This window comes from Halorubrum depositum (assembly GCF_007671725.1).
GTDB lineage: Archaea > Halobacteriota > Halobacteria > Halobacteriales > Haloferacaceae > Halorubrum > Halorubrum depositum.
The window spans coordinates 49,246-63,282 of record NZ_VCNM01000001.1; the positions used below are offsets into that span (position 1 = coordinate 49,246).

Below are 14,037 nucleotides of genomic sequence, written 5' to 3' on the forward strand. Positions count from 1 at the left end.
TCGCGGCGAGTCGTTCGCGGCCGATCCCGAGTTGCGTCGCGTCGGCCGGACGCGAGGGCGCCACGACCGCCAGCTTCTGATCGTCCCCGAGCGGTGGGGGCGTCGCAAACGCCATGTCGGCGGCTTGCGTTCGACGTCCCGATACGTCACCGGGTCGTATGATACTCCATCACGTGCGGTACGTCTCGACGTACCTTGCGAAAATCGCAAAGTCGCTGCGAGATTCGTATTCTATCGTCGGCCTTATTACGATGAGCGTACTCCGTCGCGATAATGAGCGAGGACCGGACCATTCTACTCATCGGTAGCGGGCCGATCCAGATCGGACAGGCGGCAGAGTTCGACTACTCCGGCGCACAGGCGTGTCGCGCCCTCCAGGAGGAGGGGGCTCGCGTCGTGCTGGTGAACTCGAACCCGGCGACGATCATGACCGACCCGGAGACCGCGGACCGGGTGTACATCGAGCCGATCACGCCGGAGGCGATTGCGGAGGTCATCCGCATCGAGGAGCCCGACGGCGTCATCGCCGGGCTCGGCGGCCAGACCGGGCTCAACGTCACCGCCGAGCTCGCCGAGGAGGGGATCTTAGAGGAGCACGACGTCGAGGTGATGGGGACGCCGCTCGACACCATCTACGCGACGGAGGACCGTGACCTGTTCCGCCAGCGCATGGAGGACCTGGGCCAGCCGGTTCCGAAGTCGACCACCATCTCGCTCGACGAGGGCGAGTCGGTCACCGACTTCGACGAGGACGCCTTCCGCGGTCGCGTTCAAGACGCGGTCGACGCGGTCGGCGGGCTCCCCGTTATCGCTCGGACGACGTACACCCTCGGCGGCTCCGGCTCCGGGGTCGTCGACGAGTTCGAGGAGCTCGTCGAGCGCGTCCGCAAGGGGCTCCGCCTCTCGCGGAACAGCGAGGTACTGATCACGGAGTCCATCGCGGGATGGGTCGAGCTGGAGTACGAGGTGATGCGGGACGCCGACGACTCCTGTATCATCATCTGTAACATGGAGAACATCGACCCGATGGGGATCCACACCGGCGAGTCAACCGTCGTCACCCCCTCGCAGGTGATCCCGGACGACGGCCACCAGGAGATGCGCGACGCCGCGCTCGAAGTGATCCGCGACCTGGGCATCCAGGGCGGCTGTAACATCCAGTTCGCGTGGCACGACGACGGGACGCCCGGCGGGGAGTACCGCGTGGTGGAAGTGAACCCGCGCGTCTCCCGCTCCTCGGCGCTCGCGTCGAAGGCGACCGGCTACCCGATCGCCCGGGTCACGGCCAAGGTCGCGCTGGGCAAACGGCTCCACGAGATCGACAACGAGATCACCGGCGAGACGACCGCCGCCTTCGAGCCCGCCATCGACTACGTGGTGACGAAGGTGCCGCGGTGGCCGATCGACAAGTTCGACGACGTCGACTTCGAGCTCGGGACGGCGATGAAGTCGACCGGCGAGGCGATGGCGATCGGGCGGACGTTCGAGGAGAGCATGGTGAAGGCGCTCCGCTCCTCAGAGTACGACCCCGCCGTCGACTTCGACGAGGTGTCGGACGGGGAGCTCGAGTCCGAGTACCTCGAGCGCCCGAGCCCCGACCGCCCGTACGCGATGTTCGAGGCGTTCGACCGCGGCTACGCCGTCGACGACGTGATCGAGCTGACGGGCATCTACCGCTGGTACGTCGAGCGCTTCGAGAACATCGCCGAGGGGACCGCCGCGGCCGCCGAGGGCGACTTCACCGAGGCCGCGATGGTCGGCCGCACTGACGCGGAGATCGCCGCGACCGCGACCGCCGGGGGCGTGGAGGCGGACGTGAGCGAGGTGGAGACCTCGGTTCCCGACCGGACGTACAAGCAGGTCGACACATGCGCGGGCGAGTTCGAGGCGTCCACGCCGTACTACTACTCGGCCCGTCTGCCCCAGTTCCTGCGGGGCGACGACACGGCCGGCGCGACGGACGAGGTCCGCGTCGACCCCGACGTCGAGAGCGTCGTGGTCGTCGGCGGCGGCCCGATCCGTATCGGCCAGGGCGTCGAGTTCGACTACTGCGCAGTCCATGCGGTGCGCGCGCTGCGCGAGCTGGGCATCGACGCGCACGTCGTCAACAACAACCCGGAGACCGTGTCGACCGACTACGACACCTCCGACGGGCTCTTCTTCGAGCCCATCTCGGCCGAGGAGGTCGCCGACGTGATCGAGACGACCGGTGCCGACGGCGTGATGGTCCAGTTCGGCGGGCAGACCTCCGTGAACGTGGGCGACCCGCTCGAGGCGGAGATCGAGCGCCGCGGGCTCGACTGCTCGATTCTGGGGACGAGCGTCGAGGCGATGGACCTCGCCGAGGACCGCGACCGCTTCAACGTCCTCATGGACGAGATGGGGATCGCCCAGCCCGAGGGCGGCACCGCGACGAGCGAGGAGGAGGCGCTGGAGCTGGCCCACGACATCGGCTACCCGGTGCTGGTGCGCCCCTCCTACGTGCTCGGCGGGCGCGCGATGCGGGTCGTCGAGGACGACGCGGAGCTGGAGGAGTACATCGAGGAGGCGGTCCGGGTCTCGCCCGACAAGCCGATCCTCGTCGACCAGTTCCTCGACGACGCGGTCGAACTGGACGTCGACGCCGTCGCCGACGGCGAGGACGTCCTGCTCGGCGGCGTGATGGAGCACGTCGAGAGCGCGGGGGTTCACTCCGGCGACTCCGCGTGCATGATCCCGCCGCGGTCGCTCGACGACGAGACGATGGCGCGGGTCCGCGAGGTCACCGAGGACATCGCCCGCGCGCTCGACACGGTCGGCCTGCTCAACGTCCAGCTCGCGGTGACCGGCGTCGGCGACGACGTCGACAGCGAGGTGTACGTGCTGGAGGCGAACCCGCGCTCCTCGCGGACGGTCCCGTTCGTCTCGAAGGCGACGGGCGTCCCCATCGCGAAGCTCGCCGCGAAGGTGATGACGGACGACCTGACGCTCGCCGACCTCGACGCCGACGAGCAGATCCCGGAGCACCGCAGCGTGAAGGAGGTCGTCCTACCGTTCGACCGCCTGCCGGGCTCCGACCCGCGGCTCGGCCCGGAGATGAAGTCGACCGGCGAGGTCATGGGCACCGCTCGGTCGTTCGGCAAGGCGTACGACAAGGCGCAGGACTCCACCGGCAAGCCGATCCCGGAGTCCGGAACCGCCGTCGTCGACCTCTCCGCCGAGGAGTTCCCGGACCCCGACACCGAGGAAGGCGAGGCGCTGGTCGATGGGTACGCCGAGCACTTCGAGCTATCGACCGCGACGGACCTGATCGAGGCCGCGAGGCGCGGCGAGATCGACCTCATCGTCTCCCGCCAGCGCGACCTGCTCGAGGTGGCGGTCGAAGAGGAGATAACCTACTTCTCGACGCACGCCTCCGCGAAGGCCGCGCTGGAGGCGATCGAGCACGCCGGCGACGACATCGACGTGATGGCCGTCTCCGACCGGCCGAAGCGCGTCGAGCGCTGGGGCGCCGCGGAGTGAGCGCGTCGCGGTAGGAGACAGGGCACGGAATCGCCGCACGCCCGGAGGGGGAACGCACAAGCCGCCCGCCGCCCTCCGGGCGGGTATGAACGTCGATATTCTGCTGTACGACGGCTTCGACGAGCTGGACGGGATCGGCCCGTACGAGGTGTTCGACTACGCGATGGAGTACGCGAGCGAGAGCGGCGACGCCGCGGGCCGCGTCCGGTACGTGACCCTCGACGAGCGCGACTCGGTGACCGCGAGCCACGGGACGCGGGTCGGGGTCGACGGGACCCTGCCCGAGCCGGACGCGGCCGACGTCCCCGACCTGCTGGTCGTCCCGGGCGGCGGCTGGAACGCGCGCGACGAGGAGGCGAGCGCGTGGGCGGAGGCGCGGAAGGGGGACGTTCCCCGCGCCCTCGCGGCCCACCACGCGGCCGGCACGCGGATCGCCTCGGTCTGCACCGGGTCCATGCTGCTGGCGGAGGCCGGCGTCACCGACGGGCGGCGCGCCGTCACCCACGCCGGCGCGATCGACGAGCTCCGCGAGTCGGGGGCCGAGGTCGTTGACGCGCGCGTCGTCGACGACGGCGACCTGCTCACGGCCGGCGGCGTGACCTCCGGGATCGACCTGGCCCTGTACCTCGTCGAGCGAGAGTTCGGCGGCGACGTCGCCGACCGCGTCGCGACCGTCATCGAGTACGAGCGCCGCTACGAGGTCGCGGGCGAGAGCGAGAGCGACTGACGCCGGTCAGTCGTCGCCGTCGTTGGGAAGCGGGGCGTCGGCCTCGCTCTCCCCGGCCTCGTTGCTCGTGGTCGCGCCGTCGGCCTCGACCGTGATCACGGTGCAGTCGAGCTCGCTCCGGAGGAACGAGTCGATGTCCGGGTCGGAGAGGAGCTTCTGGACCATCCGCCGCCAGCGACCCGCCTGCTTCGAGCCGATGACGACGACGTCGGCCTTCTCGGCGACGATCTCTTCGAGGATGGTCTCCTCGACGAGGAAGCCGCGCCGGACGACGTACCGCGCGCGGTCCACCGCCCCGATCCGCCGCTCGACGGCGCGCTTGAGGTCGCTGCGTGAGACGCCGCCGGAGTTCTGATACAGGTCCACGTGGAGGATCGTGAGGTCGGCGTCGCGCTCCTCGGCGACGCGGACGGCCTCCCGCAGCGTCGCCGCTGAGTGCGACGACGGAGGGAATCGGACCGGGACCACGACGAGAGTCATGACGGGAAGGTTGTGGCGGAGGGATAAATACGCTGTCGGTGCGAATATTCGCGTTGAGAATCGAAGGGCCGCGCTTCACACGACGGGGGCGCCGGTCACCGCCGCGAACTGCTCCGGATCGAACCGAACCCCGCCGATCGAGTCGATCCACGGGAGCCGCCCCAGCCGCCGAGCCCGGTCGTGCGACACGCGGACGACCGCGAACCCCGACCGGTGGTGGAGCACGAGCCGGCCCGACGTCCCCACGAGCCCGAGCAGCCCGGTGACGAACGCGTCGTGGTCGACCGATTCGGGGCGTTTCACGAAGAAGAACGCCTCCGCGTCGGGATCCGGTCCCGAGACCTCGATCGACGCGCCGAACCGCTCCGCGAGGGTCACCGCCCCTCCGTCATCCGGGCCGCCTGTTCGATCCAGTCCGCGGCCCGGCTCGTCGACGCCCGCGTGATCTCGGCGACCGTCTCCGGGTCGAGCGCCGACAGCTGCGCGACGTTTTCGATCCCCTTCTCGCGCAGTCGACTCGCGTACGTCGGTCCGATGCCGGAGACGGACTCGAGCCCGGGCGACTCCTCGTGGCCGGCGAGCTCGTCCTGCAACGCGCGGACCCGCTCGACCGGGATCGACAGCCGCTCGGCGAGCTCCTCCGGGTCCTGTTTCACCAGCGACTCGAGGTCGGTGACGCCGGCGCGGTGCAGCCGGTCCGCGACGGCCGAACCGTTCTCCGGATCGGCCTCGACGATCGCGCGGCGGAACGCCTCCATGCGCTCCTTCTCGTCGGCGTCGGTCGGTTCGTCGGGCTTCTCCTCCGCGGGTTCGTCGACGCTTGCGTCGCCGCCCCCCGTCGCGTCAGCGTCGGTCGAGTCGGTCGAGTCGTCGGTATCCTCATCCGCGTTCGATTCGTCCGTCGTCTCCGTACTCGATTCGTCTGTCGCCTCCGGACCGGCGGCGGGCTCCTCGGCGAGAACGAGGTCGACGGGCGATCCGGGCTCGGCGACAGCGTACGCGTCGGGGAACTGCTCGACGACGGCTCCGGGGGTCGTCGTCGGGTCGGGGGTGCGCTCGACCGCGCCGACCGCGAGGTCGGCGGCGGTCAGCCGGCGGACCGCGGCCTCGCGCGACAGCCCTCGCAGCTCCGGCACGTCGACGTACTCCGTCTCCGGTCTGTCCGGCTCGGTGCGGGGCGCCCGCAGCCGGAACGAGACTTCGCTGAGGTTCGCCGAGAGCGACGACTCGTCCAGCGAGGGGAGGTGCATCCGGACCCCCTCCTCGGTCTGGGTCACGTTCGCCTTGAGCGTGAAGTCGACGTCGTCGACGCGGTACCGCTCGCTCGATAGGTCGTCGTCGGCCGCCTCCAGCGCCGCGCCGAGGTTCGAGAAGACGGTCTTCGGCTCCAGCGCCGGCCGCTCGGCCTCCAGTTCCCGCACGCGCTCCTGCAGCCGATCGCGGTCGTCGCTCAGCGTCGAGAGCCGGTGCTCGAGCGCGTCGCGTTCGCTCCGCACGTCGAGTACGTCGGTCTGGAGCCGGACGAGCGACTCCTGCCGCTCGGTGATCACCCGCTCGAGCGCCGCCCGCTCGACGGTGTCGAGCTTGTCGACGTCGAGCTGCGGGACCTCCGCCAGCTGGAACGTCTCGGCGATCCGATACGGGTCGCTTTTGACGTCGAACCCGTCGCTCATGGTCGACGCGTCTCCGGCGGCACGGGCGCGATCTTGAGGCGGACCTCGCTCGCGATCTCGGCGTCCACCTCGTACTCGTCCGCGACGCGATGGTTGAGCGGCACGGCTTTCACGACGGGCTTGTACCCGCGGACCTGGTTCGTCTCCGGGTCGCGGATCTCCTTGCCCTCGACGGAGAGCGTCACCTCCAAGTCGGCCTCGACCTCGGCGAAGCGGAGCCACGACGCGTCGAGGTCGTACGCGAGCTCGCCGCTCTCGATCTCGCGTTCGAGCGCGCGCTGGGACGCCATCGACCGGCGGTCCAGCTCCTCTTGCCCCTCGGCGACCGAGAACGCGACCGAGCGGACGAACTCCGAGAGCGGTCGCGCGAGCCACTCGTCAGTCGGCACGGTCGCCTCCGCGTTCCGCGTCGGTCCCCGTCGATGAGTCGGCCCGCACCGGAAGCGGCGTCGGTTCGAGGCGCGCGGCCAGTCGGGCGTTCGCGCCGAACTCCCGGTCGAACCGTCTCCAGTCGATCACCGACTGCGTGCTCGCCGTGAGCCCGCTCGCGGGGTCGGCGGGGTCACCGTTAGTGCTCCCGTCGTCGCCCTCGCGTTCGGTCGCGCGCACGTCGACGTCGACTTCGACCGTCGCCTCGCTGAACCGGTACCAGGCGGGCGTGATCCCGATCTCCAGCAGGGATCGGCGCTCCGTCGCGGCCGGCGTCGCGGTGACCGTCCCGTCGGTGTCGATCGTCCGCGTGACCGACGGGACGACCTCGAGTTCGGTCTCCGCGAGCGACGTCCCCGTCTCCGCGCTGTGCGCGTCGAGCGCGGTCTGCGCGTGGGCGACGCCCGCGGCCAGCAGGTAGACGAGGTCGTCGAACGGGACGTCCGCGACCGGCTGGTCCGGTCGGCGGCGGGCGGTACTGGGCAGACTCACGTGATGGGCACGTAGTGGCATAGATGGCGGTATCGCGGGTGCGGTTCGATTGTCGCAGGTGGGGTTCAGGCGTCGCCGTCGGGAGCCGCTCTCTCGACGGCGGGACCGCGAACCGATTCGATCACTCCTCGGGCGTGGTGCGGTTGTCGACGGTCTCGACCTCGGGAAAGAGGTACGGCGGCTCCGGCACCGGGACCATCGTGGTCTTCAACTTGCTCGTCCCGTGGACCTCCTTCCCGAACTTGCGGTTGTGGCTCACGTCGGTCTGTATGCTGCCGCCCCACAGTCCGAATCCGGCGTGCGCCTTGGCGCTGACGTCGATGTCCGTCTCCCGCTCGGTGGTCGTCTTGATGTCCATCTCGACTTCGATGACGGCCTCCGAGAACTGATAGAACGTCGGGAACAGCCCCGCTTGCAGCAGCGAGACGTCGATCGCGTCCGCCGAGGAGTAGGTGACGTCGCCGTTCGAGTCGATCGTCCGCGTGATCGCCGGGACGACCTCGATCTCGGTCTCCGCGAGCGTCTTGGCGACCTCGACCGAGTTCATGTCCAACTGGTTCTGCGCGTCCGCGATCCCCTGGCCCATGCTGGCCACCATCTCGGGGAACGGTACGTCGAGTAACTCCTGTCCTACGGACATTCTTAAGTAATGATCACAATAGATATTAAACTGGTATGTAATAAATTAGGGGAGTTGTCGACGGTTTTTGGGTGGTGTTCGGTGGTCCCTCGCTTATCTCTGAGATACGTCTAAAACAATTTAAGGCGTCTTTACGGGCGTTTCACGGTTTCTTACCGAGGACCGATAACCCGGACTGTTTAAATGGGTGGTGATCGAGAATTCCCGCGGTCCGACGGTCGATCGTTTTTCGTCGGGTTCGTGCGGTAAATCACGCTCAGTACTCGATCGCTGTCGCTCAGCGATATTCAAATCCAGTCTCAATTTCCGGTCAGCAACCGTTCGCTATCGCTGACGGGTGCAGAGGTTCAGTCCGCCCTCCCCGAATTGAACGGGGGACAAGTCGATCTACAGTCGACTGCTCTACCAGGCTGAGCTAAGGGCGGTTACCGTATTCTAGCCGCCGGATTCAACTTAAGGGTTCCCTTTCAGCGCAGGTGTGATCCGCCGTACCGCGGGCGCTTCGGGAACCATCCGCCTCGCTCCGACCCCGCCCGCCGCGCGCGGTTTTTAAGTCGCTCGCGGCGGGAGCGGAGGTATGGCCGACGGCGACGACAGACAGGCGACGTTCGGGTCGGACGGGAGCCTGGAGACCGACACGACGCCGGACGCGACCGGCGAGAACGACTTCGGCGAGCCGAAGGAGCCGAACGAGACCGACGGCGGCTACAACCGCTACGCCGTCTCCAGCCTCCTCCAGAAGGCCGTGCGCCGCTCCGACGAGGAGGTCGCCGCATGGGCCGCCTGGGAGCTCGCGCGCTCCGGCTACGCGTGGAACCTCTGGGACAGGCTGACCCTCTACGTCGTCGAGGACCTCCGCGCCGGTAGCGAGGTCGCGCTGACGATCGAGCGCTACGAGGAGCTCGCGACCGAGCGCTGGGAGCCGGCCGAGTGGAAGGGCCGCCTCTGTGCGATCCACGCCGCGTTGGCGGCCGCCCGCGCCCAGTCGACCCGCGAGGGCCCCAACGCCGACGAGTACTTCCGGGCCGTCGCCGACCTGCGCGCCGAGGCCCGCGAGCGCGGCGAGGAGCCCGCCCACGACTTCCCGGTCGGCGACCTCGAACCCGGCGGCGAGTTCGACGCGATCTTCGACGGCCACACCGGCGAGGGGTCGAAGCTGGGGCGCGGGACGCGCTTCTTCAAGACCCGCGGCGCGCGGGTCGGGCCGGAGGGCGAAGGCGAGCACAGCGCCCGCTGGCAGCGCCTCGCGATGCTGCTCGACGACGAGCGCGACTACTCCGCCGCCGAGCTCGACCGCGCCGTCGAGCCCGTCGACCCGGACGACCCGTGGCACGAGCCCGAGACGATCGGCGAGGGAGGGGACGACGAGAGCGCGCGGGAAGACCGGGCAGATGGCGAAGGTCGAGACGACGCCGACGACCCGGACGGGTCGCTCTCCGACTTCTCGTCGTAGCCGTCGGTGGGCCGCGACGGGTCCGTTCCGCCGAGGGCCACCGACCGCACGGTTCTCCGCGAACACCGACGGGCGGCGACTACCGCACCCGCGTCGCCGGTTCCGCCAATCCTTATCACTCCGGCTCGGGAAGTACCGCCATGGCAGACGTAGCCATCGTCGGCGGCGGACCGGCCGGACTCAGCGCGGGACTGTTCGCGGGCAAGAACGGTCTTGACGCGGTCCTGTTCGACGCCGACAAGACCTGGATGCACAAGGCGCACCTGTTCAACTACCCCGGCATCGGCTCGGTCGGCGGCAGCGAGCTCCTCGCGACCATGCGACAGCAGGCCGACGACTTCGGCGTCGACCGGAAGCAGGGCGAGGAGGTCACCGGCGTCGCCGAGTCGGGCGACGGGTTCGCAGTGACGACCGAGTCGGGCGAGTACGAGGCCGACTACCTCGTGCTCGCGACGGGCGCGAGCCGCGACCTCGCCGAGTCGCTCGGCTGCGCGTTCGGCGACGACGACACGGTCGACGTCGACGTCTCGATGGAGACCAGCGTCGACGGCGCCTACGCCACGGGCGGGATGGTCCGCGCCGAGGAGTGGCAGGCGGTCATCTCGGCCGGCGACGGCGCCGCCGCGGCCCTCAACATCCTCTCGAAGGAGAAGGGCGAGCACTACCACGACTTCGACGTCCCCGACACCGCGACGTCCGTGTTCGGCGGCCTGATCGACGACGAGTAACGCTCGCTCGCGATCGTCTCTCTCGTCCGTCCCTTTTCAGTCAGCGCCGTGTCGGCACAGTCGGGGTTACCGTCGTCGACAGCTCGAAAAGCGTCGAGAAGTGCCGTCCCAAATCTCAGATGCGGGTATATCCGAGTCCGTCGAGAGCCCTATCGCGACCCGCCGGCTGACGCCGGACACGTGTCGACGCCGAGCAGCGAGTAGAGCAGACAGGTGCCGCTCGCGGCGGTCCCGAGCATGAGCAGCGACGCGACGCCGAGGAGGGGCGCGGCGAGTGCCGACAGGGGAACCGCCCCGGCGAGGGTTGCGAGCGAAACGGTCCCGAGCACCGCACCGAGAGCCGTTCTGACGAGCTTGTCCGCGGATCCGACGTTCTGGTTCATACCGCACAATACTACGCACAACCATATATACGTTCGCACTCGGCCGAGTCCGGTCGTCGGAGCACCGGTCGCATCGGATCAGCGCGGACCGGGCCGCGGGCGTCCCGCCGGAGTCGCGAAAAATGTGAAATATCGACGAGTCGGCCGGCGACCGCGATCGCCGCTTACTCGCCCGTCTCGATCGGCGCGCCGACGAGGTTCCCCCACTCGGTCCACGAGCCGTCGTAGTTGCGGACGTCGTCGTAGCCGAGCAGCTCGTGCAGGAGGAACCACTCGATCGACGAGCGCTCGCCGACGCGGCAGTACGTGATCGTCGACTCGTCGCCGTCGACGCCGGCGTCCGAGTACAGCTCGCGGAGCTCGTCCGCGCTCTTGAACGTGCCGTCCTCGTTCAGCGTGGTCGAGATCGGGACATTGCTCGCGCCGGGGATGTGGCCGCCCCGCTGGGCGGTCTCGTTGAGCCCCTCGGGCGCGATGACCTCGCCGGAGAACTCCTCGGGGGAGCGGACGTCGACCATCGGGATCCCCTCCTCGATCGCCTTGTCGATGTCGTCCTTGTACGCGCGGACGCTCTCGAAGGGGCCGCGGGCCTCGTAGTCGCGCGGCGTGAAGTCGGGCTCCTCCGTGGAGAGCGGGTAGTCGTTGGCGACCCAGTACCCCTTCCCGCCGTCGATCACGCGGACGTCCTCGTGACCGTAGTACTTGTAGATCCAGTAGCCGAACAGCGCGAACCAGTTGGGGACGCGACCGCCGCCGTAGACGACCACGGTGGTGTCGGCGTCGATGCCGCCCTCGCCGTTCCGGGCCGCGAAGTCCGCCTTCGAGACGATGTCGCGCTCCGTCTCGTCGGTGAACACCTCGTCCCACTCGAAGTTCAGCGCGCCGGGGATGTGGCCCTCCTCGTAGGGCGTGTACTCCGACTCGTCGGTGACGGTCGGATTGTTGATCTCGACGAGTCGCAGGTCGGCGTCGTCCTCCTGAAACGCGTCGAGGTTCGATTCCACCCAGTCCGCCGTGACGAGTACGTCCTCAGACATCACTTTCTGTTACGCGGGCGACGCTTTTGAACTCCCGGTAATGGTGGTCCTTGCCGTGGTCTCTGACGCGGGGGGTGACGGGCCGTTCCGAATGCTCGGAGCGAACGCTACCGGATCACCGTCACCGGCACGTCGGCCTTGTCGACGACGCTCTTCGCGACGCTGCCGACGACCTGCTCGCGCTCCGCGCTCAGCCCCCGGTGCCCGACGTAGATCGCGTTGACGTCCGCCTCGGCCGCGTAGTTCGCGAGCGCGTCGGCCGGACGCCCGGTGAGCAGCTGCGTCTCCACGTCGATCGACTCGTCGCCGACCGCCTCCTCGGCGATCGTCTTGGCGTTGGCGAGGACGCTCTGGCCGGCGTCGACCGCGGCCTCCTCGCCCGGGAGGACGATCGTGCCGTCGACGAGCTCCGAGTCCGGCGTCAACACGTGGGCGATCTCGAGGGTCTCGTAGAACGCGACCGCCTGCCGCGCCGCGTATCTGACGGCCTCGTCGCTCTCCGTCGATCCGTCGGTCGCAACGAGATAGCTCATACCCGGAGATGGCGCCGGCTCGCATATAACTCCTGTCCGGCGTTCTCACGTCCTGCGGTTCCGGGCCGGCCTCAGTCGCGGTCGACCGGTCGCGCGACCATCTCGCCCCACGGCTCGAATCCGTGCCGATCGTAGAAGGCCCGAGCGCGCTCGTTCGCGGGGTCGACGTCGAGCACGACCCGGTCCAACGGGAGGTCTTGGTCGCCCGCGAGGTCGACGGCGGCGGCCATCAGGTCGTCGGCGACGCCCGTGCCGCGGTGGTCGGGCGCGACGTACAGCTCGTTTACCACCGCCGCGTCCCAGACCATCGCCAGCCGCGCGGGAAGCACGAAGACGTAGCCGACGACCTCGTCGTCTCCGGCGGTCTCGCCGCCGGCCTCCTCCCCCTCGCCGCTCTCTGCGACGGCGACCGTCACGCAGCGCTCGTCGTCCGCGACGCACCGATCGACCCACACGAGCCACCGATCGCGGTACTCGTCGGTGAGTTTCCCTTCGTAGGCGGCCGCCTTCTCCTCGCCGCCGGTGTTCTCTCCGAGGCCGCGCTCGAAGGCGAGCTTGCAGTCGTACAGGCCGTCGGCGTCGGTCGCGGGATCGTACGGACGGAGCGAGAAGCTCACGCCTCCTCGCCCCCGTTCCCGGTCTCGATGTCATCTCCTCCCTCGACGTCCCCGTCCTCCAGCACGAACTCCGCGAGCTTCGGGACGAACGTCCCGATGTCGGTGACCATCCCGACGGCCTGCGCCGAGCCGCGGTCGAGCAGCTGGGTGACTGTCGCGGGGTTGATGTCGACGCAGACGGTCTTCGTCGTCGACGGGAGGCAGTTCCCGACGGCGACCGAGTGGAGCAGCGTCGCGAGCATGATCACGATGTCGGCCTCGTGCGCCTGCTCGCGGATCGCGTCCTGCGCCTCGACGGCGTCCGTGATCGTGTCCGGGAGCGGGCCGTCGTCGCGGATCGAGCCCGCGAGCACGACGTCGACGTCGCGCTCGACGCACTGGTACATCACGCCCTCGGTCACGATACCCTCCTCCACGGCGGCCTCGATCCCGCCCGCGCGGATGATCTCCGAGATGGTCCAGATGTGGTGTTTGTGCCCCTTCCGCGGGTGTTCGAGCGTCTCGACGTTCATCCCGAGCGACGTGCCGTACAGCGAGCGCTCCAGGTCGTGCGTCGCGAAGCCGTTCCCGGCCGAGAGCGCGTCGACGTAGCCCGCCGCGACGAGGTCCGCGAGCGCGTCGCCGGCGCCCGAGTGGATCACGGCCGGGCCGGCGACGACCATCACGTTCCCGCCCGAGCGCTTCACCTCCCGGAGCTCCGCGGCGACCTCTCGGATGGTGGACTCCGAGGGGCGCTCGGCGGAGACGCCCCCCTGCATGAAGCCGAACGCGCCGCCTCCGCTTCGCGGACGCTCCGGCGGGTGCACCCGGATCCCCGACCGGTCGGTCGCGATCAGGTCGCCCTCCTCGACCGCGTTGAGCACCTTCGTGTACGCGCGCGGTCCGCGGTCCGAATCGCTTCCCGTGCTCCCCTCGTCGCCGTCGGCGTCCGGCTCTGGTTCCACGACCAGCGCGCAGTCCATCTCGATCCGCTCGACCTCGATCCACTCCCCGTCGTACAACACCTCTGTCGGGTGGTTCGTGGTGGAGTAGAAGTCGGGCGGCACGACCCTGTCCGCGGGCGCGGCGACGAGGTCCACGTCGGTCGGGTCCTCCAGCACCGCGCCGTTCTGGTGGAGCTCGTGGAGGATCGCCCGCAGCGACCCCTCGTCGTCGGCCGAGACCGTCATCCGGCAGTACGACTCCTCGTCCTCGTGTTTCCCCACGTCGAACCGCTCCACGTCGAAGGAGCCGCCCAGGTCCATCACCGCGCCGAAACAGCGCTGCATCGTCCCGCTGTCGATGATGTGGCCCTCGAGCTCGACGGTGCGTTCGTGGCTCATACCGCACCGTTTCGGCCCGCGG

The 14,037-nt window shown here is 69.3% G+C and carries 15 protein-coding genes and 1 tRNA gene; 4 read left to right on the forward strand and 12 right to left on the reverse strand.

The features are described 5' to 3' along the window. Positions 1 to 273 precede the first annotated feature (273 nt). Together carB and FGM06_RS00270 are read left to right on the forward strand one after the other, a co-directional pair. Positions 274 to 3,501 carry a carbamoyl-phosphate synthase large subunit gene (gene carB / locus FGM06_RS00265; protein ID WP_144796330.1) on the forward strand — a complete coding sequence of 1,076 codons (3,228 nt, stop codon included), beginning with the start codon at positions 274 to 276 and terminating at the stop codon, positions 3,499 to 3,501. An 85-nt stretch (positions 3,502 to 3,586) separates the two neighbouring features. After that, on the forward strand, positions 3,587 to 4,228 hold the full coding sequence (locus FGM06_RS00270; protein WP_144796332.1) for a DJ-1/PfpI family protein: 642 nt from the start codon (positions 3,587 to 3,589) through the stop codon (positions 4,226 to 4,228). 6 nt (positions 4,229 to 4,234) lie between these two features. On the opposite strand, the gene FGM06_RS00275 is transcribed toward FGM06_RS00270, so the two are convergent. From FGM06_RS00275 to FGM06_RS00305, 7 genes are all read right to left on the reverse strand, one after another. Further along, positions 4,235 to 4,708: a universal stress protein gene (locus FGM06_RS00275; protein WP_144796334.1), complete on the reverse strand. Its 474-nt coding sequence runs from the start codon at positions 4,706 to 4,708 to the stop codon at positions 4,235 to 4,237. Between the two features lie 75 nt (positions 4,709 to 4,783). Beyond that, a complete protein-coding gene (locus FGM06_RS00280) occupies positions 4,784 to 5,086 on the reverse strand; it encodes a hypothetical protein (RefSeq protein WP_144796336.1) in 303 nt (100 codons plus the stop codon). Further along, positions 5,083 to 6,381 carry a helix-hairpin-helix domain-containing protein gene (locus FGM06_RS00285; RefSeq protein ID WP_144796338.1) on the reverse strand — a complete coding sequence of 433 codons (1,299 nt, stop codon included), beginning with the start codon at positions 6,379 to 6,381 and terminating at the stop codon, positions 5,083 to 5,085. Before FGM06_RS00285 ends, FGM06_RS00280 begins: the two co-directional genes overlap by 4 nt. Then, positions 6,378 to 6,770: a hypothetical protein gene (locus FGM06_RS00290; RefSeq protein ID WP_144796340.1), complete on the reverse strand. Its 393-nt coding sequence runs from the start codon at positions 6,768 to 6,770 to the stop codon at positions 6,378 to 6,380. The genes FGM06_RS00285 and FGM06_RS00290 overlap by 4 nt, the downstream gene beginning before the upstream one ends. Continuing rightward, a complete protein-coding gene (locus FGM06_RS00295) occupies positions 6,760 to 7,302 on the reverse strand; it encodes a hypothetical protein (protein ID WP_241662504.1) in 543 nt (180 codons plus the stop codon). The genes FGM06_RS00290 and FGM06_RS00295 overlap by 11 nt, the downstream gene beginning before the upstream one ends. Positions 7,303 to 7,423: 121 nt before the next feature. Next, positions 7,424 to 7,942, reverse strand: coding sequence for a hypothetical protein (locus FGM06_RS00300; RefSeq protein ID WP_144796344.1), 519 nt, complete (start codon positions 7,940 to 7,942; stop codon positions 7,424 to 7,426). A gap of 351 nt (positions 7,943 to 8,293) precedes the next feature. Continuing rightward, positions 8,294 to 8,367, reverse strand: a tRNA-Tyr gene (locus tag FGM06_RS00305). Positions 8,368 to 8,519: 152 nt separating this feature from the next. Here FGM06_RS00305 and FGM06_RS00310 point away from each other — a divergent pair. Continuing rightward, positions 8,520 to 9,395, forward strand: a complete 876-nt coding sequence (locus FGM06_RS00310) for a hypothetical protein (protein ID WP_144796346.1) — start codon at positions 8,520 to 8,522, stop codon at positions 9,393 to 9,395. Between the two features lie 140 nt (positions 9,396 to 9,535). Then, positions 9,536 to 10,123 carry an NAD(P)/FAD-dependent oxidoreductase gene (locus FGM06_RS00315; protein WP_144796348.1) on the forward strand — a complete coding sequence of 196 codons (588 nt, stop codon included), beginning with the start codon at positions 9,536 to 9,538 and terminating at the stop codon, positions 10,121 to 10,123. Positions 10,124 to 10,272: 149 nt separating this feature from the next. Here FGM06_RS00315 and FGM06_RS00320 read toward each other — a convergent pair whose 3' ends face one another. From FGM06_RS00320 to FGM06_RS00340, 5 genes are all read right to left on the reverse strand, one after another. Continuing rightward, positions 10,273 to 10,506, reverse strand: coding sequence for a YgaP family membrane protein (locus tag FGM06_RS00320; protein WP_144796350.1), 234 nt, complete (start codon positions 10,504 to 10,506; stop codon positions 10,273 to 10,275). A gap of 164 nt (positions 10,507 to 10,670) precedes the next feature. After that, entirely contained in the window at positions 10,671 to 11,543 is an 873-nt protein-coding gene (locus FGM06_RS00325) for a sulfurtransferase (protein WP_144796352.1), read from the reverse strand. 107 nt (positions 11,544 to 11,650) lie between these two features. Then, positions 11,651 to 12,076, reverse strand: a complete 426-nt coding sequence (locus FGM06_RS00330) for a universal stress protein (protein ID WP_144796354.1) — start codon at positions 12,074 to 12,076, stop codon at positions 11,651 to 11,653. 71 nt (positions 12,077 to 12,147) lie between these two features. After that, positions 12,148 to 12,693, reverse strand: a complete 546-nt coding sequence (locus tag FGM06_RS00335) for a GNAT family N-acetyltransferase (RefSeq protein ID WP_144796356.1) — start codon at positions 12,691 to 12,693, stop codon at positions 12,148 to 12,150. Beyond that, on the reverse strand, positions 12,690 to 14,015 hold the full coding sequence (locus FGM06_RS00340; RefSeq protein WP_144796358.1) for an ornithine cyclodeaminase: 1,326 nt from the start codon (positions 14,013 to 14,015) through the stop codon (positions 12,690 to 12,692). Before FGM06_RS00340 ends, FGM06_RS00335 begins: the two co-directional genes overlap by 4 nt. Positions 14,016 to 14,037: the final 22 nt, after the last annotated feature.

Bases quoted from the DNA above. Each gene is read 5' to 3' on its own strand.
- carB (WP_144796330.1), top strand. From the start codon at position 274: ATGAGCGAGGACCGGACCATTCTACTCATCGGTAGCGGGCCGATCCAG.
- FGM06_RS00270 (WP_144796332.1), top strand. From the start codon at position 3,587: ATGAACGTCGATATTCTGCTGTACGACGGCTTCGACGAGCTGGACGGG.
- FGM06_RS00275 (WP_144796334.1), bottom strand. From the start codon at position 4,708: ATGACTCTCGTCGTGGTCCCGGTCCGATTCCCTCCGTCGTCGCACTCA.
- FGM06_RS00285 (WP_144796338.1), bottom strand. From the start codon at position 6,381: ATGAGCGACGGGTTCGACGTCAAAAGCGACCCGTATCGGATCGCCGAG.
- FGM06_RS00300 (WP_144796344.1), bottom strand. From the start codon at position 7,942: ATGTCCGTAGGACAGGAGTTACTCGACGTACCGTTCCCCGAGATGGTG.
- FGM06_RS00310 (WP_144796346.1), top strand. From the start codon at position 8,520: ATGGCCGACGGCGACGACAGACAGGCGACGTTCGGGTCGGACGGGAGC.
- FGM06_RS00315 (WP_144796348.1), top strand. From the start codon at position 9,536: ATGGCAGACGTAGCCATCGTCGGCGGCGGACCGGCCGGACTCAGCGCG.
- FGM06_RS00320 (WP_144796350.1), bottom strand. From the start codon at position 10,506: ATGAACCAGAACGTCGGATCCGCGGACAAGCTCGTCAGAACGGCTCTC.
- FGM06_RS00325 (WP_144796352.1), bottom strand. From the start codon at position 11,543: ATGTCTGAGGACGTACTCGTCACGGCGGACTGGGTGGAATCGAACCTC.
- FGM06_RS00330 (WP_144796354.1), bottom strand. From the start codon at position 12,076: ATGAGCTATCTCGTTGCGACCGACGGATCGACGGAGAGCGACGAGGCC.
- FGM06_RS00340 (WP_144796358.1), bottom strand. From the start codon at position 14,015: ATGAGCCACGAACGCACCGTCGAGCTCGAGGGCCACATCATCGACAGC.